The sequence below is a fragment of the Achromobacter sp. GD03932 genome (genome assembly GCF_029839485.1).
GTDB classification, from domain to species: domain Bacteria; phylum Pseudomonadota; class Gammaproteobacteria; order Burkholderiales; family Burkholderiaceae_B; genus Achromobacter; species Achromobacter bronchisepticus_A.
In genome coordinates, this window is the sequence record NZ_JAOCAT010000043.1 from 1 (window position 1) to 19802 (window position 19802).

A 19802-nucleotide genomic window follows, 5' to 3' on the forward strand; every position below is an offset into this window, starting at 1 on the left:
GCGGCTTCGATGGTGTTGACCAGCAGCATGGCGATGGTCATGGGACCCACGCCGCCCGGAACGGGGGTGATGGCGCCCGCCACTTCCTTGGCCGAGGCGAAGTCCACGTCGCCGCACAGCTTGCCGTCAGCGCCGCGGTTGATGCCCACGTCGATGACGACCGCGCCGGGCTTGATCATCGAACCGTCGATCATGCCGGGCTTGCCGGTGGCGACCACCAGCACGTCGGCGCGGCGGGTCTGGGCCGCCAGGTCGCGGGTCTTGGAATTGCAGATGGTGATGGTGGCGCCGGCCTGCAGCAGCAGCATCGCCATGGGCTTGCCGACGATGTTGCTCGCGCCCACGATCACGGCTTCGGCGCCACGCAGCGTCACGCCTTCCGATTCCAGCATCTTCATCACGCCATAGGGCGTGCAGGGGCGGAACAGGGGCTGGCCGGTCATGAGCAGGCCGGCGTTGCTGATATGGAAGCCGTCCACGTCCTTCTCGGCCGCGATGGCCTCGATGACCTTGTGGGAGTCCATGTGCTTGGGCAGCGGCAACTGCACCAGGATGCCGTGGATGGTCGGGTCCTGGTTCAGGATGGCGATGCGGGCCAGCAGCTCGGCCTCGGTCATGTCCGCGGGGTACTGTTCCTTGACGGAATGCAGGCCGGCCTTTTCGCAGGCCGCCACCTTATTGCGGACGTACACCTGGGAAGCGGGGTCTTCACCCACCAGCACCACGGCCAGGCCGGGGCGGGTACCCTTGGCGGCCAGGGCCGCAACGCGTTGGGCAGCTTCTTCGCGAATGCGCGCCGACAGGGCCGCGCCGTCGATAATCCTTGCAGTCATTCGGCGGCCTCCGCGCTACGCGCTGCGGTATTCGCCTTGGGATCGGCCCGGCGGCTCATGCCGTCGCCTCGGGTTTGGCCAAGGCCACTTTCATCAAATCAGCTACGGTGGTCACTTCAAGTTTTTCCATGATGTTGGCGCGGTGCGCCTCTACGGTCTTGATGCTGATGCCCAGGTCGTCGGCGATCTGCTTGTTCAAGCGGCCCGCGACGATGCGCTCCAGCACCTGCTGCTCGCGCGCGGTCAGGCGCGCCAGCATGGCTTCGTGGTCTTTCTGGGCCTGGTGCTTGCTCACGCGCTGCGTGGCCTGCTCCAGCATGCGCGCCACGATCTCGCGCAAATCGGATTCATTGAAGGGCTTTTCCAGGAAGTCGACCGCGCCTTTCTTCATGGTGGACACGGCCATCGGCACGTCGCCGTGGCCGGTGATGAACACGATGGGCAGCGGGGCATTGCGGGCGATCAACTGTTCCTGCAGTTCCAGGCCGCTCATGCCGGGCATGCGCACGTCGGCGATCAGCACGCCGATCTGGCTGGCGTCGTAGTCTTCCAGGAAGGACTCGCCGCTGGCGTAGGCGCGAACGCGATAGCCATTGGCCTCCAATAGCCAGCGCAGCGAATCGCGGACCGCTTCGTCGTCGTCAACAATGAAAACCGTGCTCGACAGGTGGGGCGTGTTCATGCGTGCAACTCCTCGGACTGATCGTTCTGGGCCTGCGACTGGGGTGCAGCGCAGGGCAGGGTAAAGCGGAAAATGGTGCCGCCGGCGGGATTGGGATCCGCCCACAAGCGGCCATGGTGCGATTCAATAATGGTACGGCAGATGTTCAGCCCCATGCCCAGGCCCTGGGTCTTGGTGCTGAAGAAGGGTTCGAACAGGCGTTCGGGTTCGGCCAGGCCGTGGCCGCGGTCCACGACCGCGACCTCGATGTGCTGTTCGTGCAGGATCACGGCGACCTTGAGTTCGTCGGATTCGCTGTTTTCCATGGCCTCCAGCCCGTTCTTCAGCAGGTTCAACAGCACCTGCTCGATCAGGATGGGGTCGGCCAGCACGTCCGGCGCGTTCGACGGCACAAAGCGGTCGATGCGGATGCGGCGCTTGCGGGCGTCGATCTCGGCGAAGCCGATGGCATTGTCGACGATCCGGCTGATGGTCACGCGCTGGCGGCGGGGCTCGCTGCGCTTCACGAATTCGCGGATGCGGCTGATGATCTTGCCGGCGCGCTCGGCCTGCGAGGCGGCCTTTTCCAGGGCCGGCAGCAGCATGTTGGGGCTGGTGTGGCCGGCCTTGACCAGGGCGACCGCGCCCATGCTGTAGTTGGCGATGGCGGTCAGCGGCTGGTTCAGTTCATGCGCCAGCGAGGAGGCCATCTCGCCCATGGTGGTCAGGCGGCTGGTGAGCTGGATCTTTTCCTGCTGCACGCGCGAGGCTTCCTCGTGCACGCGGCGCTCGGTGATGTCGCGCGCCACCTGCATGCGCACGCGGCGGCCGTCGGTCCAGGCCAGCATGCGGTGGTGCACTTCGAACCAGCGCTGAACCGAGGGCGCGAAGACTTCGACGGATTCGTCGGTGAAGCGGCCGCGGCGGCCGGCCAGCAGCTCGTCGTGGCCGCCGGTCTGCGCGCCGAACACGCGGCGGTAGGTGCGGTTGGCGAACAGCAGCTCCAGGCCGTCGTGGGTGTCGGCGGTGACCGAGATGGCGTCGTCCAGGCCTTCCAGCACCGTCATGAAGCGTTCGTGCGCGGCGGTCAGGGCCTCGCGGATGCGCTTGGGCTCGGTGATGTCGGTCATGGAGGTCATCCAGCCGATCTGGTTGCCGTTCGGGTCCAGCAGCGGGGACACGTACATCCGCGCCGTGAAACGCGAACCGTCGCGGCGCTGCGCCTCGACCTCCAGGCCGCTGCTGGGCGTCTTGCCGGACATCAGCACGTCCAGGGTGTGCTGATGCTGTTCGTGGCGACCCGGCACCCAATAAGGGAAGGGCGGGCTGCGGCCGATCAGGTCGGCCTCGTTCCAGCCGATCATGCGGCAGAAGGCCGGATTCACGTAGGCGATGCGGCCTTCCATGTCCAGCACCCGCATGCCGGTGGACATGGAGTTCTCCATGGCGCGGCGGAAGCCCGTCTCGGCGATCAGGGCGGCTTCGGCCGCCGAGCGGAAACGGGTATAGCGCCACAGCATCAGCAGGCTGATGACGATCACACAGGACAGGGCCAGCACCACCCAGATCAGGCGCTGTTGGCGCATTTCCTGGTCGATGGTGACAAACATGACGCTGTCGTCATGGATGCGTTGCAGCCAGAAGAACACCGCCATCACACAGATATAGAGGATCAGCACCATGGCTGGCGTGACCCAGTACACCCCGCGTCGGCGAGTGCGGGCGTGATCGTGGAACGGCGTAGGAATATTGGACTTGGGCGCGCTGGACATGGAATTCGGGCCGGATAGACCGCGCATTTTAGTGCGTGTTGGCAGGGATTTGCCGGGAATCGACTCGTCCTTTTGGAGTCCCTGGGTAAAAGTATGACGCCAAAGCGTTCAGCTTGCTTTAAATTTTTCGTATTATGAAATGCCGTACCGCAACATGAAATTTTGCTTGCGACCGGTTAACCTTCTTTCTTAGAATGCCCGCTGATAGGGAACCGACCCAGTAGCAGGTCTCTAGAACAACCCGACCCCATGCCTTGCATGGTAGCCCGGATGATCCCGGCTACCATGCAAGGTCCGCGAGTAGATAAGTAAGCGGGTGCGGTCACGAACAATCCAACAGGAGACACACGATGTCCTCTTACGCCCAGGCTGGCGCCGTACAGGCTGCCAACGACGAAGACACCCTTGAAACCCAGGAGTGGCTCGAAGCCCTGGCGGCTGTCCTTGATCGTGAAGGACCGCAGCGCGCCCACTATCTGCTCGAACGCCTGATCGACGAAGCCCGCCGTTCCGGCGCGCATATCCCGTTCTCGCCCAACACCGCCTACGTCAACACGATTCCCCCCGGCCTGGAGCCGGCCCACCCGGGCAACCTGGAGCTGGAATCGCGCATCCGCTCGTACGTGCGCTGGAACGCCATGGCCATGGTGGTCAAGGCCAACAAGCACAACCCGCCGGACGGCGGCGACCTGGGCGGCCACATCGCCTCCTTCGCCTCGCTGGCCACCATGATCGGCTGCGGCCAGAACCATTTCTGGCACGCCGAAGACGAAAACCACGGCGGCGACCTGGTCTACTTCCAGGGCCACACCTCGCCCGGCATGTACGGCCGCGCCTACCTCGAAGGCCGCCTGACCGAAGACCAGCTGAACCACTTCCGCCAGGAAGTGGACGGCAAGGGCCTGTCCTCGTACCCGCATCCGAAGCTGATGCCGGACTTCTGGCAGTTCCCGACGGTGTCGATGGGCCTGGGCCCGCTGATGGCCATCTACCAGGCCCGCTTCCTGAAGTACCTGCACGCCCGCGGCATCGCCGACACCAGCAAGCGCAAGGTCTGGGTGTTCTGCGGCGACGGCGAAATGGACGAACCCGAATCGCTGGGCGCCATCGCCCTGGCTGCCCGCGAAAAGCTGGACAACCTGATCTTCGTCATCAACTGCAACCTGCAGCGCCTGGACGGTCCGGTGCGCGGCAACGGCAAGATCATCCAGGAACTCGAAGGCGACTTCCGCGGCTCGGGCTGGAACGTGATCAAGCTGATCTGGGGCGGCTACTGGGATCCGCTGCTGGCGCACGACAAGGAAGGCATCCTGCGCAAGATCATGGAAGACACCGTCGACGGCGAGTACCAGGCGTACAAGGCCAACGACGGCAAGTTCGTGCGCGAACACTTCTTCGGCAAGCATCCGAAGCTGCTGGAAGCCGTGTCGCGCATGAGCGACGAAGACATCTGGCGCCTGAACCGCGGCGGCCATGACCCGCACAAGGTGTACGCCGCGTTCAACGCCGCCGCCACCCACGAGGGCCAGCCCACCGTCATCCTGGCCAAGACCATCAAGGGCTACGGCATGGGCCACGTCGGCCAGGCCAAGAACCCGACCCACCAGCAGAAGAAGCTGGAACTGGACTCGATCCGCGAATTCCGCGACCGTTTCGGCATCCCCATTCCGGACGACCAGCTGGCCGACCTGCCGTACTTCAAGCCGGCCGAAGACTCGCCCGAAATGAAGTACCTGCACGAGCGCCGCGCCGCGTTGGGCGGCTATCTGCCGCGCCGCCGCGCCAAGGCCGACGAGCACCTCAAGGCTCCCGCCCTGGACGCCTTCAAGGCCGTGCTGGAACCCACCGCCGAAGGCCGTGAAATCTCCACCACCCAAGCCTTCGTGCGCATCCTGAACCAGGTGCTGCGCGACAAGGAACTGGGTCCGCGCGTCGTGCCGATCCTGGCCGACGAATCGCGCACCTTCGGCATGGAAGGCCTGTTCCGCCAGATCGGCATCTACGCGCCGGAAGGCCAGAAGTACACCCCGGTCGACAAGGACCAGGTCATGTACTACAAGGAAGCGGCCGACGGCCAGCTCCTGCAGGAAGGCATCAACGAAGCGGGCGCGATGAGCTCCTGGATTGCGGCGGCCACGTCGTACTCCTCGAACAACCGCATCATGATCCCGTTCTTCATCTACTACTCGATGTTCGGGTTCCAGCGCATCGGCGACCTGGCCTGGGCGGCCGGCGACATGCAGGCGCGCGGCTTCCTCCTGGGCGGCACCGCCGGGCGCACCACGCTCAACGGCGAAGGCCTGCAGCACGAAGACGGCCACAGCCACATCCTGGCGTCCACCATCCCGAACTGCGTCTCGTACGACCCGACCTTCGGCCACGAACTGGCCGTGATCATCCAGCATGGCTTGAAGCGCATGGTGGAAGACCAGGAAAACGTCTACTACTACCTGACGGTGATGAACGAAAACTACCCGCAGCCCGGTCTGACCCAGGGCGACGAGGAAGGCATCATCAAGGGCATGTACAAGCTCAAGTCGCACGGCAAGGGCAAGAACCGCGTGCAGCTGATGGGCTCGGGCACCATCCTGCGCGAAGTCATGGCCGCGCAAGAACTGCTGGAAGCCGACTGGGGCGTGGCTTCGGACCTCTGGAGCGTCACCAGCTTCACGGAACTGCGCCGCAACGGCCTGGACGCCGAACGCCACAACATGCTGCACCCCGACGAAAAGAAGCCGCAGGTGGCTTACGTCACGGAACAGCTGGCCAAGACGGAAGGCCCGATCATCGCGTCGACCGACTACATGAAGCTCTTCGCCGACCAGATCCGCCCGTTCGTGCCCAAGGGCCGCGAATACAAGGTGCTGGGCACCGACGGTTTCGGCCGCTCGGATTTCCGCTCGAAGCTGCGCGAGCACTTCGAAGTGGACCGCCACTTCGTCGTGGTCGCCGCGCTGCGCGCGCTTGCCGACGAAGGCAAGGTGCCGGTTGCCAAGGTGGCTGAAGCCATCAAGAAGTACGGCATCAATCCGAACAAAGCCAACCCGCAATACGCCTGAGGGTAAAGAGACATGAGCAACATCGTGCAAATCAAGGTTCCCGACATCGGCGACTTCAAGGAAGTGGAAGTCATCGAAGTGCTGGTGGCGGTGGGCGACACGATCAAGGCCGAACAAAGCCTGATCACCGTCGAATCCGACAAGGCCTCGATGGAGATCCCCGCGTCGCAAGGCGGCGTGGTGAAGTCGATCAGCGTCAAGGTGGGCGACAAGGTTGCCGAAGGCACGGTCGTGCTGGAAGTGGAAGCGTCGGGCGCGGGCGAAGCTGCGGCCCCCGCGGCCGCGCCGGCCAAGGAAGAGGCTCCCAAGGCCGAAGCCAAGGCTGCCGCGCAGCCGGCCGCTGCCGCCGCTGCGCCGGCCGCCTCCAGCGGTCCGGTGAACATCGAAGTGCCCGACATCGGCGACTTCAAGGAAGTCGAAGTCATCGAAGTCATGGTCGCGGTGGGCGACACCATCAAGGCCGAGCAAAGCCTGATCACCGTCGAGTCCGACAAGGCCTCGATGGAAATCCCCGCCTCGCAAGGCGGCGTGGTCAAGGAAGTGAAGGTCAAGGTCGGCGACAAGGTCGCCAAGGGCTCGGTCGTGGTCGTGGTGGAGGGCGCCGCGCCCGCCGCCGCTGCCGCCGCGGCCCCGGCTCCTGCCGCCAAGGCGGAAGCCGCTGCCGCGCCCGCCGCCAAGACCGAAGCGCCGGCGCCCGCCGCGCAGCGTCCGGCTCCGGCCGCCGCGCTCGAAGACGCCAACCTCAAGCCGGGCCAGCTGCCGCACGCGTCGCCCTCGGTGCGCAAGTTCGCGCGCGAACTGGGCGTCAACCTGAGCAAGGTCAAGGGCTCCGGTCCCAAGGACCGCATCACCGCCGACGACGTGCGCGGCTTCGTCAAGCAGGCGCTCGCCGCCGGTCCGGTGGCCGCTACGGGCGGTTCGGCCGATGGCGCCGCGCTGGGCCTGTTGCCGTGGCCCAAGATCGACTTCACCAAGTTCGGCCCGATCGAAGCCAAGCCGCTGTCGCGCATCAAGAAGATCTCCGGCGCGAACCTGCACCGCAACTGGGTCATGATCCCGCACGTCACCAACAACGACGAAGCGGACATCACCGACCTGGAAGCGCTGCGCGTCACGCTGAACAAGGAAAACGAGAAGTCGGGCATCAAGGTCACGATGCTGGCCTTCCTGATCAAGGCCGTGGTCGCGGCCCTGAAGAAGTTCCCCGAGTTCAACGCCTCGCTGGACGGCGACAACCTGGTGCTCAAGCAGTACTACCACATCGGCTTCGCCGCCGACACGCCCAACGGGCTGGTAGTGCCGGTGATCCGCGATGCCGACAAGAAGGGCATCCTGCAGATCGCCCAGGAAATGACCGACCTGTCCAAGAAGGCGCGCGACGGCAAGATCTCGCCCGCCGAAATGCAAGGCGGCTGCTTCTCGATCTCGTCCCTGGGCGGCATCGGCGGCACCTCGTTCACGCCCATCATCAACGCCCCTGAAGTGGCGATCCTGGGCGTGTCGCGCTCCGCGCACAAGCCCGTGTGGGACGGCAAGCAGTTCGTGCCGCGCCTGATCGTGCCGCTGTCGCTGTCGTACGACCACCGCGTCATCGACGGCGCCTCCGCCGCGCGCTTCAACGCCTATCTGGGCGCCTTGCTGGCCGACTTCCGCCGCATCGCGCTGTAAACGGGGAGCCCCATGAGCAATACCGTTCAAATCAAAGTGCCGGACATCGGCGACTTCAAGGAAGTGGAAGTCATCGAAGTGCTGGTGGCGGTGGGCGACACGATCAAGGCTGAACAAAGCCTGATCACCGTCGAGTCCGACAAGGCCTCCATGGAAATCCCCGCGTCGCAGGGCGGCGTGGTGAAGTCCATCAACGTGAAGGTCGGCGACAAGGTCGCCGAAGGCACGGTCGTGCTGGAAGTGGAAGCTGCAGCGGGTGCCGCAGCCGCCGCCGCGCCTGCCGCCAAGGAAGCGCCCAAGGCCGCCGATGCGCCCAAGCAGGCTGCCACGGCGCCCGCCGCCGCGCCCGCCGCGGCCAGCTTCAAGGGCTCGGCCGACGGCGAGTACGACATGCTGGTGCTGGGCGCCGGCCCCGGCGGCTACTCCGCCGCCTTCCGCGCCGCCGACCTGGGCCTGTCCGTGGTCCTGGTGGAACGCTACGACACGCTGGGCGGCGTCTGCCTGAACGTCGGCTGCATTCCGTCCAAGGCGCTGCTGCACAACGCCGCCGTCATCGACGAAGCCCGCGAACTGGCCGCCCACGGCATCAGCTTCGGCGAGCCCAAGATCGACCTGGACAAGCTGCGCGGCTACAAGGACAGCGTGGTCGCCAAGCTGACCGGTGGCCTGGCCGGCATGGCCAAGGCGCGCAAGGTCACCGTGGTGCATGGCGTGGGCGAGTTCGCCGACGCCAACCACCTGACCGTCAAGGCCGCCGACGGCAAGACCCAGACCCTGCGCTTCAAGCAAGCCATCATCGCCGCCGGCAGCCAGTCGGTGAAGCTGCCGTTCCTGCCCCAGGACGACCGCATCGTCGACTCCACCGGCGCCTTGCTGCTGCGTGAAGTCCCCAAGAAGATGCTCATCATCGGCGGCGGCATCATCGGCCTGGAAATGGGCACGGTGTACTCCACGCTGGGCGCGCGCCTGGACGTGGTCGAAATGCTGGACGGCCTGATGCAGGGCGCCGACCGCGACCTGGTCAAGGTATGGCAGAAGAAGAACGCCTACCGCTTCGACAACATCATGTTGAAGACCAAGACCGTGGGCGCCGAAGCCAAGAAGGATGGCATCTACGTCAGCTTCGAAGGCGAAGGCGCGCCCAAGGAGCCGCAGCGCTACGACCTGGTTCTCCAGGCAGTGGGCCGCAGCCCCAACGGCAAGAAAATCGGCGCTGACAAGGCTGGCATTGCCGTGACCGACCGCGGCTTCATCGGGGTCGATCGCCAGATGCGCACCAACGTGCCGCACATCTACGCCATCGGCGACATCGTCGGCCAGCCCATGCTGGCGCACAAGGCCGTGCATGAAGGCCACGTCGCCGCCGAAGCCGCCGCAGGCCAGAAGTCCTTCTTCGACGCCCGCGTCATTCCGTCGGTGGCCTACACCGATCCGGAAGTGGCCTGGGTCGGCTTGACCGAAGACGAGGCCAAGAAGCAGGGCATCAAGATCGAGAAGGGCGTGTTCCCCTGGGCCGCCTCCGGCCGCGCCATCGCCAATGGCCGCGACGAAGGCTTCACCAAGCTCATCTTTGACGCTGAAACGCATCGCATCCTGGGCGGCAGCATCGTCGGCACCCACGCCGGCGACCTGATCAGCGAACTGGCCCTGGCCGTGGAGATGGGCGCCGACGTCGTCGACATCGCCAAGACCATCCACCCGCACCCGACCCTGGGTGAATCGGTGGGCATGGCTGCCGAAGTCGCAGAGGGCGTCTGCACCGACTTGCCGCCGATGAAGAAGAAGTAAGAGGCGCGGCGGCCATGCCGCCCGTGCAAAGCAAAAGCGCCGGCCCTGGACAGGGACCGGCGCTTTTTCTTGTGCGCTTGGGTGTGACGTTCAGGCGTGCGTATCGATGCGCGAACCCAGCGTCGCGTCCACGGCCAGCGCGGGCAGGGATTGCATCAGCGTCAATGCGGTATCCGCTTGCGCATTGATGGCTTTCTTCAGCACGCGGGCCTGCACTTCCTGCATGACATTCGCGTCCTGCAAAGCCAGGGCGTTATTGACGGTGTTGCTGATCGATGCGTCCATGCTCGGGGTGTCCTAGTGTGTGGATGGTGATTCAGGCCGACAGTGGATTATCGCGTGGACGGCGGCGCAATGCACGGAATTCGTGGCTGCGTAACCTGATATTCATGCAGCGACGGCGATACCCGGATCCAGCAACACGTTAGCCCTGCCTGGGGGATGTTCCTTGTCATTGCGTGCTTCTGCCGGACTCGTACTGGCCCAATACGCAAGTCCTGGCGCCTCACGGCCGGGTAGGACATTCCTTGACGGTGCCCCAGGCGCGATTAGGCTCGCAGAATTGCGTGCGCGCGGCCCAGGAACAGTCGGGGCGTTCAAAGAAACCGAGCGTTGCACAACGCGCCAGCTCGTTCTTCAGCTCGCCGACCCAGGCCATGGGGTCTTCTGCGGGTATCTCGGTTACACGCAGGGTGGACCTGGGAGTGGCGTCCGCCTCGTCCGTCGTGCTTGCTGCCGCGCGCGGCGCCGTTGCGTGCTCGGGCTGCGCAGGGGGGGCAGATTGAGATTCGGCAGACGTGGGCTCTGAGGCGGAGTGGGATCTAGACTGGCGTTCCGCCGAGTCCGAGCCCGAACCCGAATTCGAACCTGGACCGGGATCGGAACCCGGGACGGGCACTGGCGCCGCCGCAGGCGTCAGTTGTTGCTGGCTGAGCGCGGGTTCTGTGTGCGGAGGTGGAGCGGGCGTCAGGGGGACTCGTACCGGACCGGCAGCCGTGGCGCCGGAAACGGTCGTGTTCGGTGAACTCCACGAAACCACCAACAGCACCAGCGCGCCGTAGATCGCCAGCGTGTAGAGCACGGTCAATGTGGCATAGCCGACACGTTTGCCGGTAATCGGCCGCGCGTCTTCGCGTCCCACCAGGGCGCGCCAGCTGACCAGCGCGGCGCCAGGCGCGGAAATCAGCCACCAGAACAGCCGCCGCAGCGGACCGGGTTCCTGTGGTGGGGGCGTGGCCTGCGCCTGCGCAACCAGCAATTCACGCAGAGCGCGGTTCTCTTCGCGCAGACGCAAGGTCTGCTCGTCCATCGGCGCCTGGGTATCGGGATCCGTGGTGCTGCCGTGCTGCGTAGCGAGTGGATCGGGAGGCGTCGCGGTCATTTTGTGAAAAATATAGATACAAAAACGTGCAAGCGCGAGTATGAGGCAATCGGAAGAAGTGAAAAAGGGGAATAGTCTGAAAAAAATGGGCTTGATTGGGACTCGGACGACGAGAGGATCAGCGACACGCCCGCAACCGCCTTGCGCGGTTTCGCCGCCATGCCGGTAAGGGACGGCGGGGCTGGCGGGAGGAGTAAGTCACGCATCCCCCGAAAAGAAACAAGCCGGCGTATGCCGGCTTGTTGGTCTCGACGAGGGCGTGAGGGCCCTCGGTCGGTATCGGGAGGGCAGGGCCTTGCGGCCCTGCGTCTGCCCGACCGTCAGGCGTTGCGGCGTGATTAACGCAGCAGCGACAGAACGGTTTGCGGCACTTGGTTGGCTTGCGCCAGAACCGAGGTACCAGCTTGCTGGAGGATCTGAGCCTTCGACATGTTCGACACTTCCGTGGCGTAGTCCGCGTCTTGAATACGCGAGCGAGCCGACGACAGGTTGTTCACGACGTTGTTCAGGTTGGCGATCGTCGATTCCAGACGGTTCTGCACGGCACCCAGTTCACCCGTCAGCTTGTCCAGCTTGGTGAAGGCAGCGTCCAGGGTCTTCAGCGGGTCGGTAGTCTTGTCGCCCTTGCTGGTGGTTTCCGTGGTCAGCTTGCCCTTGGAGTCGACATACACCTTCGAGCCCACTGCAGCCTCGTAACCGGTGGTGGTGCCGCCGCTGGCGACAGTAATCGTGCCGTCAGCTTGGTTCAGGGAATAGTTGGTGGTGTACTTATCAACCTTCGTGAACTCGCCCTTCCCGTCGACGTACGTCAACGTCGTAGCGGCGATTGCGCCGTCCGCGGCCAAGGCGGCGGAGTTGCCAGCGGTGAAGCCGACAGTTGCCGAAAGCAAGCCGGAGCCGAGCGTGATGCGGCTGTCGGCGGCGGCGGCCGTCGTCATTGCAAGAACAACGTCCTTAGATACCGTTTCCGTGTAGGTCAGGTTATTGGCACCGGTAGCGAAGGTGCTTTGCGAGTAGACGGTATCGCCCAGCTTCAATGTCGTGCCCGCATTCTTGTAAGCCGTGTTGCCGGCATTTTCTGCCAGCACTTCATCGGTGAGGTTGGTGAGCGTCGCTTGAGTAAGCTGACCACCAGCACCGTCCGAATCGTTGGTGGTCAGGTTGCCGTCGCTCGTCAGGTACGCCTTGGCACCACCGACGGTGAGCTTGCCGTCGCTGGCGACTTCAAAGTTGGTGGAACCGTTCTTCGTCGTGTAGGTGCCGGCTTGCGTCTTGCCTGCTCCGGGGGTGTTGTCGGTAGTGACCTGGGCTGCAGTAGCTTTGGTGCCGTGCGTGAACGAGCCGGACGCGGCGTCATAGGTGTAGGTTTCAGCGGCGGCGCCGGTACCGATGCGCACCGTGTTGCCAGTTCCAAGCTTCTTGAAGGCATCCGCCGTCGTCGCAGCGTCGAAGTCGGTGGTGATCTTGTAGGTGGTACCCGACACCAACGAGCCGCCAGCGCTGGTGATGTCGTTGATCGTTGCCGAGCGATTGTCAATCGTGCCAGAGCCATTCAGATTGAAGCCGTTCAGGCCCAGCGTCTTGACGCTGATTTCCGACAGATTCAGGGTGATCGTTTCGCCGTCGTTGGCGCCGACTTGCAGCGTCAGCGGCTTGGCCGAGCCCGACAGGACCTTCACGCCGTTGAAGTCGGTTTGTTCCGAGATGCGGTCGATGTCAGCCATGCGCTGGTTGATTTCGTCTTGCATCGAGTTCAGCTGTTCCTGCGAATAGCTGCCGTTACCGGCTTGCACGGCCAGTTCGCGGATACGCTGCAGGTGGGTGTTGACTTCGCCAGCGGCGCCTTCGGTCGTCTGAGCCAGCGAGATACCGTCATTGGCGTTACGAGCGGCTTGGGTCAGGCCCTTGACGTTCGCGGTGAAGCGGTTGGCAATGGCCATACCGGCGGCGTCGTCCTTGGCGCTGTTGATGCGCAGGCCCGACGACAGGCGTTCGATGGCGGTACCCAGGGCGGACTGGGACTTGTTCAGGTTGTTTTGAGCAACCAGCGACAGGTAGTTGGTATTGATGACTGCAGCCATGTTTAGGCTCCCAAGGAGAGAAAGGCTTCTTCAAACCGGGCAGCTAGGCCGCCCAACTGTAACGAGAAGGTATCGACGTTGTTGCTGAAACTCTTCCGTTGCCAGGATAACGACAGCCTCAAACCAATCTTTAGGCCAAATTTGCGAAGGCCGCACGATTTATTGTTTTTGCCTTTTTGTGCGGGCTTTCAGCGAAACGGAGGCTCAAGGCCTCCGTCAGCGTGTTACAGGATGGAGCTGGGTAGGGCTGCGCTTATCGCAGCAGCCCTTGGCCACGCAAACCCGCCAGCACGTCGTTCAACAAGGTTTGAGCCACTGGTTCAAGGTTGCGAACCCGTTTCATCGACTTGCCGGAAGGATGGGCAATATCGCCTGCCGCCAAGGCATCGCGAACCAGCGTGCGCAGATCGGAAGTGGAGTGTTTCCCGTCGATGTGGCGGATGATGAACTGAGCGGCCTCGTCGCTGGGTAGCTGCGCGTTTTGATGCCAGAGGTTGTACAGGCCTACGGGCAGATTGCCCTTTGCGGCGCGATCGCGCAGATGTTCCAGTCCTGGGATCCACTCGGGCTTGGGCGCGGAGGCATCATAGGCGACGCGCTCGAATCGATACTCAAGCGCGTTGACGTTCAACAAGGTTATCAGGTGGTTGAGGACGAGTTCGCTCAGTTGGTCGGGCGGCGTGGCCTTTTTCACCTTTGCTCGGGCGGCTTCCAGGAGGTCGCCGTACGCAAGGGGTTGGGGCCAGGCGTCACGGAGCGCATCGGCGACCGCGACGAAGGTCGGTTCGATCGAGCCTATGCCAGTGCCTGCCGTGGTGCGGTAGTGGCGCTCTTTCTGGCGAGCATTGGCGGGAGACTTTTGTGCAAAAAGGCGTGCCGCCAGATGCATGCTTTCGAATGCGTTGGCTTCCGGGCGTTCCAGTATGGCGCCGGCCCTGTCTGCATGGACCAGAAGGCTCTTTCGAAATTGACGGCCAATAGCAAAGTCCAGATATTGTTCGCGCATTTCCCGAGCCGCATCAGCAGACAGGGCGTTTTGCAGTATGGCGACGTTGTCGCCGTAGTTTGATGCAATCGAGGACTGGGGTTCGGCGTCGGCCAGATATGCCAGACCCGCTTCCTGTGCTGCGGCAACAAATTCCAGGAAGTAGCACGGCGCGTTGACGGCTTCCAGGTGTTCGTGCATCAGGTAATAGTCGGACTGCTTGCGCAGTTGGCGTACCGCCTGTTGCAAGGCGGAGCCCATGGGATTGCCGCTGGATAGCCCATGTTCCAGCATGCTAAGCACATCCTTGGCCCGCTTAAGGCGTTCCTGCGGGCCATTGGCGCCAAAGCTATTCAGGATCATCGCATCCCGGACGATGTCCGATGCCTTCCAGCCCGGGTACGTGTTGTAGCTGATGTACGCGACGCCCTCGGGCGTCAGATTTTCGCGGCATACGCGCATAATGGCCTGCCGTACTTCGGGAGGCACCCAACTGAAGACGCCGTGGACGATGATGTAGTCGAACTGGCCGAATTCCGGGGTGATGTCGGTGATGCTCATGGCCCGTAGTTCGAGATTCTGCAGCCCCATCGCCTTGACGATGGATTGTCCCGCCTCGACCTGCTGGGGCGACAGGTCTATGCCGACGATGCGGGCGTCCGGGTGGGCGACTGCGAAGGGCAGCAGATTGCCCCCGGCGGCACATCCCAACTCCAGCACGCGAGCGTTCTCCACCGGAGGGGCGCTCAGTCCATACAACGCTGCGATCGCACGCAAGCGTCCCGGTGCACTGATCGAGAAAGCGTTCGATTGATAGGGGGTCTCGTCGTAGGCGTCAGAGAGAGCCTGGTTGAGCACATCGGTGTCGGACATGGGAATTCCTGGGCTTGATGGGGCTGAACCGACGTCTTCATCATGGGCGGTTCAAGTCATGAATGTTGCAGGCTACCCGCAATGGTTCGCGGGAAATGGGAGGAATAGGGCGGAAATTCGGTCGGATATCCGCCAGGCAAGGCATGGCGCCGCTGTCCAGCTCTCGGACTAAATTACCTGCGCAATTTGCCCCTCCTGGGGCAACTCCTGCCACGCCTGTTCCTTCAGCTTCGCGCGTATCCGCGCCGTCGCCTGCGACCTCAGCTGACACACCCGCGCCTCGGTCACATTCAGGATCGCGCCGATTTCCTTCAGGTTCAGTCCCTGCTCGTAACACAGCGACAGCAGCAATTTTTCGCGCTCGGGTAGGGCGTCAATGGCGTGGATCAACGCCTGACGGAAGTCGCCGGCCAGGAGCGAATCCAGCGGATTGCCGCCGGCCGCCCCATGGTTCAGGGTGGCGGCCCAGTCCGATTGGCCGCCGGCGGCGTCGGGCTCGGTGGCGAAATCTTCGTAATGCACGATCTGCACGCCCTGGGCGTCGTGCAGCAGCGTCTGGTATTCGTCCAGCGGCATGGCCAATTGTTGCGCGATCTCGGCTTCGCTCGGGGCGCGCATCAAACGTTGTTCGAGCTGCTGGATGGCCTGTTCGATCTTGCGCGCCTTGGCGCGGACGCTGCGCGGCAGCCAATCCTGGCCGCGGAGTTCGTCCAGCATCGCGCCGCGGATGCGGGTGGTGGCGTAGGTCTCGAATTGGGCGTCGGCCGTTTCCTGGTAGCGGCGCACGGCATCGAGCAGGCCGATCATGCCGGCCTGAATCAGGTCGTCGAGTTCTACGCTGGCGGGTAGCCGGGCGAGCAATTGCAGGGCCAGCTTCCGCACTAGCGGGGCATATTCGACCAGGCTGTCATCTGCGTGAGGCATTGCGGGAGTGTCGGGCGGTGTCCATCGTGGCGCGCTGTCTGTTGTTGTCAATTTGCGACATTGTCGACAAACGCGCGGCGGTGCTAAAGCTAGGTGGATTTAGTGATCTGCAAGTTGCCATTGTCGGCAAACAACACCGTTTCATTCCTCAAAGTACGCAATGTTTTGAATGCTTATTTGCCAAATTGACGTAAAGTTGGCTGAAATTTATATGTCAAGGTGTATCGAAAAAGGTAAGTTGCGCAACATCAACAAAGTTTTGTCATATAAGTCATAGAAAATGACATTAGCTGTGGTAAATTTTACTTAAATTGCGAACAAATGATACATTTCGCATCAAAGCGGAATGCATCGAACGCAATGGCAACGGAGTTCCGGTGCTTTTGCTTACACAAGCCCCCGTCGGCGGGATAGGGAATAGGGAGTTGGGCGTGCAACAAGTCGAAAATTCATTGCTGACAGACATTCGCGAAGTGAATCTGTCATATTTGTTACTGGCGCAACGTATGTTGCGGGACGATTACGCGGCATCGATGTTCCGCCTTGGATTCAGCAACGAAGTTGCCGATATCCTGATGCGTCTTTCGCCCGCTCAGCTGGTCAAGCTGGCCAGCTCCAGCTCGCTGCTGTGCCGGTTCCGCTTTGACGATTACAGCCTGCTGTCCGCGCTGACCCATGACGTTCTGGGCGGTGCGTTGCAGCAAGCGCACGCCACCATCCTGCTGGCCAAGCAGCCTGTCGAAGAATTGGCCTGACGGCCTGATCATTCCATCCGGAAGCACGTGTAATGGCCACCAAGAGCGTTTCGCAGGAAGCGGATGACATTCTGCTAGCCAGCTCCATGATCACTTTGGGAGCCCGGCTCCAGGTGCTGGAGGCTGAAACCAGCCTCAGCCACGACCGCCTGGCACGCCTGTACCGCGAAATCCGCGGCTGCTCGCCACCCAAGGGCATGCTGCCCTTTTCGGTTGACTGGTTCATGACCTGGCTGCCGAACATCCATTCCTCGCTCTTCTACAACGTGTATTCGTTCCTGAATACGCGTACCAGCAGCAAAGGCATACGCGCCACCATCGACGCCTATCGTCTCTATCTTGAAAACGCCGGCACCGATGCCGCTGAAGGCGCAGAGCCCGTCCTGAGCTTCACGCGCGCCTGGATGCTGGTGCGTTTTTTCGATAGCGGCATGCTGCAAATGTCCGCCTGCCGCCAGTGCGGGGGGCATTTCATCGCCCATGCCCACGATCCCCAGTCGGATTTCGTGTGCGCGATCTGCCGGCCGCCACCCCGCGCCGGCAAGACGCGCGCTGCGGCCAAGGCGCGCTCCGGCACCCGCCCCGCACCCGTTGCGAATGCCGCCCGGCTCTGACCGGCGGTATTCAAATACATCAAAAGCCCTGGAAAACCCCCCGTAACCCGCCTTTTTGGGTCGAGGGGAACAGGGGATCATTGACGCCAGTTTTAGACTTCGTTGGCAGGGGCCTGATGTGTTGATTGTTATCGGTTTTCTCGTGGTGGCCGTGTCGGTCGTCGGCAGCTTCATAGCGCTGGGCGGCCATTTGGGCGCGCTATACCAGCCGTTCGAGCTCACGCTGATTTTTGGGGCGGCTTTCGGCGCCTTCCTCGCCAGCAACAGCAAAAAGTCGCTGATGCTGGTCAAGGCCGCCTTGCCCGACGCCTTGAAAAGCTCGCGCTACGGCAAGGACGTGTACATGGAGCTGATGGCGCTCCTGTATGTGTTGCTGAATAAGGCGCGCCGCGAGGGCCTCATGGCCATCGAATCGCATATCGAAGACCCGGAATCCAGTCCGATCTTCAGCGAATATCCCCGTATCGCCAAAGACGCCAAGCTGATGGAGTTCATTACGGACTACCTGCGCATCATGATCAGCGGCAACATGAGCTCGTTTGAAATCGAGACGCTCATGGACGAGGAAATCGAAACCTACCGCCATGAGCGCGAAGTTCCCGTGCGCGCCCTGCAGCAAATGGCCGATGGCCTGCCGGCCTTCGGTATCGTGGCCGCCGTGCTGGGCGTGATCAAGGCGCTGGCCGCCGTGGACCAGCCTCCGGCGATCCTGGGCGACCTGATTTCCAAGGCCATGGTGGGCACGTTCCTGGGCATTCTGCTGGCTTACGGCTTTGTCGGTCCTCTGGCCTCGCGCATCGATCGCCGAAGCGACGAGGCCACCAAGGTCCTGGAGTGCATCAAGACCACGCTGTTGGCCAGCATGAATGGCTACCCGCCCCAGTTGGCGGTGGAATTCGGCCGCAAGGTGCTGTTCTCGGCTGTGCGCCCGACCTTCGGTGAGCTGGAAGAACACGTCCGGCAAGCCAAGTCCGCCACGACCGGCAAGGCCTGACGGAGCAGGCCATGAGTACGGTAAACAATCACCGCGTGGTGATCCGCCGCAAGAAGGGGGGGCATGGCGGGGGGCACCATGGGGGCAGCTGGAAGATTGCGTACGCCGACTTCATCACCGCGATGATGGCGTTCTTTCTGGTGATGTGGCTGATCAGCGTGGTCCCGCGCGAAGAACTCAAGGGCATTGCGGAGTATTTCCGCATGCCGCTGCGCGTCGCCATCACCGGCGGGCCCAGCAGCTCGGCCGAAACCAGCGCGGTGCCGGGAGGCGGTCGCGACCCCTTGCGCAGCGAGGGCGATGTGCGCCGCGCGCAGGGCAATCGCGTGGAGGCCCAGCCCATGGGCGACGCCGAGCGTCGCGAACAGCATCGCTTGGAAAACCTGAAGAAGCGCATTGAAAACGTCATAGAGACCAGTCCGGTGCTGAAAACGTTCAGGCCGCAACTGCTGATCGACCTGACCACCGAAGGCCTGCGTATCCAGATCATCGACAACCAGAACCGTCCGATGTTCGCCACCGGCCGCGCGGAAGTGCAGCCCTACATGCGCGACATCCTCAGGGAACTGGGCCCGGTCCTGAACGAATTGCCCAACAAGGTCAGTATCTCCGGTCACACCGACGCCTCGCAGTACGCCCGCGGAGAGCGCGCCTACAGCAACTGGGAGCTGTCGGCCGACCGCGCCAACGCGTCGCGCCAGGAGTTGGTGGCGGGCGGCATGAACGAAAGCAAGGTCCTGCGCATCCAGGGACTGTCGTCCAGCATGAGTCTGGTTAAAGATGACCCGTATGCGGCCGTTAATAGACGTATCAGCCTTGTGGTGCTCAATCAGAGCACCCAGCGGCGCATCGAAAGCGAGAACGCCGCGGCTGCGGACGTCAGCGCCAAGGATGCCCGCGAGGTAGGAACGGCAGTGGAAGCGGCGCAAGCCGCGGCCCAGGCCACGACGGCAACCAAACCAGGCGAGGCGGAGAGCAACCCGCCCGCGGAAGGGGTTCGATAGCAATGGCTGCAACGATTCTTGTGGCGGACGACTCGGCGACGATGCGGATGATCGTCCAGGCGACGTTGACGGGCGCGGGATGGAAAGTCCTGACGGCCGGCAATGGCCAGGAAGCGCTGGAATTGGCCAAGAGCCACCCGGTGGATCTGGTGGTCAGCGACTGGAACATGCCGGTCATGGGCGGCCTGGAGCTGATCCAGGGACTGCGCCAGGAAGACGAGTACCTGGACGTGCCGGTGCTGGTGTTGACCACCGAGGACGACGTGGACAGCAAGATGGCCGCCCGGGATCTGGGGGTCTGTGGCTGGCTCTCCAAGCCGGTCGATCCTGATGTGCTGGTGGAATTGGCGTCTGAACTGCTCGACGAGCAGGCCGGCGCGTAAGCAAGTTCATTTTTGAAGGCGTACGGG

Annotated in this window: 16 protein-coding genes; 8 read left to right on the plus strand and 8 right to left on the minus strand. The window is 63.1% G+C overall.

The annotated features are described in order from the left end of the window. The 3 genes from folD to N5C88_RS28470 form a co-directional block, all read right to left on the minus strand. The coding region (gene folD, locus N5C88_RS28460; protein WP_280016691.1) for a bifunctional methylenetetrahydrofolate dehydrogenase/methenyltetrahydrofolate cyclohydrolase FolD at positions 1-833 on the minus strand (833 nt) is incomplete at its 3' end. A 55-nt stretch (positions 834-888) separates the two neighbouring features. After that, positions 889-1515, minus strand: coding sequence for a response regulator transcription factor (locus N5C88_RS28465; RefSeq protein ID WP_054456641.1), 627 nt, complete (start codon positions 1513-1515; stop codon positions 889-891). Beyond that, positions 1512-3266 carry a PAS domain S-box protein gene (locus tag N5C88_RS28470; protein WP_059374396.1) on the minus strand — a complete coding sequence of 585 codons (1755 nt, stop codon included), beginning with the start codon at positions 3264-3266 and terminating at the stop codon, positions 1512-1514. The genes N5C88_RS28465 and N5C88_RS28470 overlap by 4 nt, the downstream gene beginning before the upstream one ends. Before the next feature lie 350 nt (positions 3267-3616). Between N5C88_RS28470 and aceE the strand changes: the two genes are divergently transcribed. From aceE to lpdA, 3 genes are read left to right on the plus strand one after another with little or no spacing between them, the layout of a single operon-like run. Then, positions 3617-6325 carry a pyruvate dehydrogenase (acetyl-transferring), homodimeric type gene (aceE, locus tag N5C88_RS28475; protein WP_059374398.1) on the plus strand — a complete coding sequence of 903 codons (2709 nt, stop codon included), beginning with the start codon at positions 3617-3619 and terminating at the stop codon, positions 6323-6325. Between the two features lie 12 nt (positions 6326-6337). Continuing rightward, positions 6338-7993, plus strand: a complete 1656-nt coding sequence (aceF, locus tag N5C88_RS28480; protein ID WP_059374400.1) for a dihydrolipoyllysine-residue acetyltransferase — start codon at positions 6338-6340, stop codon at positions 7991-7993. Between the two features lie 12 nt (positions 7994-8005). Continuing rightward, positions 8006-9781 (plus strand): dihydrolipoyl dehydrogenase, encoded by a 1776-nt coding sequence (gene lpdA, locus N5C88_RS28485; RefSeq protein ID WP_280016692.1) that lies wholly within the window; start codon positions 8006-8008, stop codon positions 9779-9781. A 90-nt stretch (positions 9782-9871) separates the two neighbouring features. On the opposite strand, the gene N5C88_RS28490 is transcribed toward lpdA, so the two are convergent. The 5 genes from N5C88_RS28490 to N5C88_RS28510 form a co-directional block, all read right to left on the minus strand. Next, the gene (locus N5C88_RS28490) at positions 9872-10066 is read right to left on the minus strand and encodes a YjfB family protein (protein WP_118934073.1); all 195 of its coding nucleotides are present in this window, start codon (positions 10064-10066) and stop codon (positions 9872-9874) included. Positions 10067-10286: 220 nt separating this feature from the next. After that, on the minus strand, positions 10287-11162 hold the full coding sequence (locus N5C88_RS28495; RefSeq protein WP_280016693.1) for a hypothetical protein: 876 nt from the start codon (positions 11160-11162) through the stop codon (positions 10287-10289). 338 nt (positions 11163-11500) lie between these two features. Then, positions 11501-13243, minus strand: coding sequence for a FliC/FljB family flagellin (locus N5C88_RS28500; protein ID WP_280016694.1), 1743 nt, complete (start codon positions 13241-13243; stop codon positions 11501-11503). Positions 13244-13496: 253 nt separating this feature from the next. After that, on the minus strand, positions 13497-15101 hold the full coding sequence (locus tag N5C88_RS28505; protein ID WP_280016695.1) for a class I SAM-dependent methyltransferase: 1605 nt from the start codon (positions 15099-15101) through the stop codon (positions 13497-13499). A gap of 168 nt (positions 15102-15269) precedes the next feature. Next, on the minus strand, positions 15270-16025 hold the full coding sequence (locus N5C88_RS28510) for an RNA polymerase sigma factor FliA (RefSeq protein WP_280016696.1): 756 nt from the start codon (positions 16023-16025) through the stop codon (positions 15270-15272). A gap of 431 nt (positions 16026-16456) precedes the next feature. Between N5C88_RS28510 and flhD the strand changes: the two genes are divergently transcribed. From flhD to N5C88_RS28535, 5 genes are all read left to right on the plus strand, one after another. After that, the gene (gene flhD / locus N5C88_RS28515; protein WP_013393369.1) at positions 16457-16780 is read left to right on the plus strand and encodes a flagellar transcriptional regulator FlhD; all 324 of its coding nucleotides are present in this window, start codon (positions 16457-16459) and stop codon (positions 16778-16780) included. A 32-nt stretch (positions 16781-16812) separates the two neighbouring features. Next, the gene (gene flhC, locus N5C88_RS28520) at positions 16813-17394 is read left to right on the plus strand and encodes a flagellar transcriptional regulator FlhC (protein ID WP_118934083.1); all 582 of its coding nucleotides are present in this window, start codon (positions 16813-16815) and stop codon (positions 17392-17394) included. 118 nt (positions 17395-17512) lie between these two features. Beyond that, positions 17513-18388, plus strand: coding sequence for a flagellar motor stator protein MotA (gene motA / locus N5C88_RS28525; protein ID WP_059374415.1), 876 nt, complete (start codon positions 17513-17515; stop codon positions 18386-18388). Between the two features lie 11 nt (positions 18389-18399). Continuing rightward, the gene (gene motB, locus N5C88_RS28530; RefSeq protein WP_059374417.1) at positions 18400-19392 is read left to right on the plus strand and encodes a flagellar motor protein MotB; all 993 of its coding nucleotides are present in this window, start codon (positions 18400-18402) and stop codon (positions 19390-19392) included. A gap of 2 nt (positions 19393-19394) precedes the next feature. Next, the gene (locus N5C88_RS28535) at positions 19395-19775 is read left to right on the plus strand and encodes a response regulator (RefSeq protein ID WP_054456659.1); all 381 of its coding nucleotides are present in this window, start codon (positions 19395-19397) and stop codon (positions 19773-19775) included. The last annotated feature ends 27 nt before the right edge of the window (positions 19776-19802 follow it).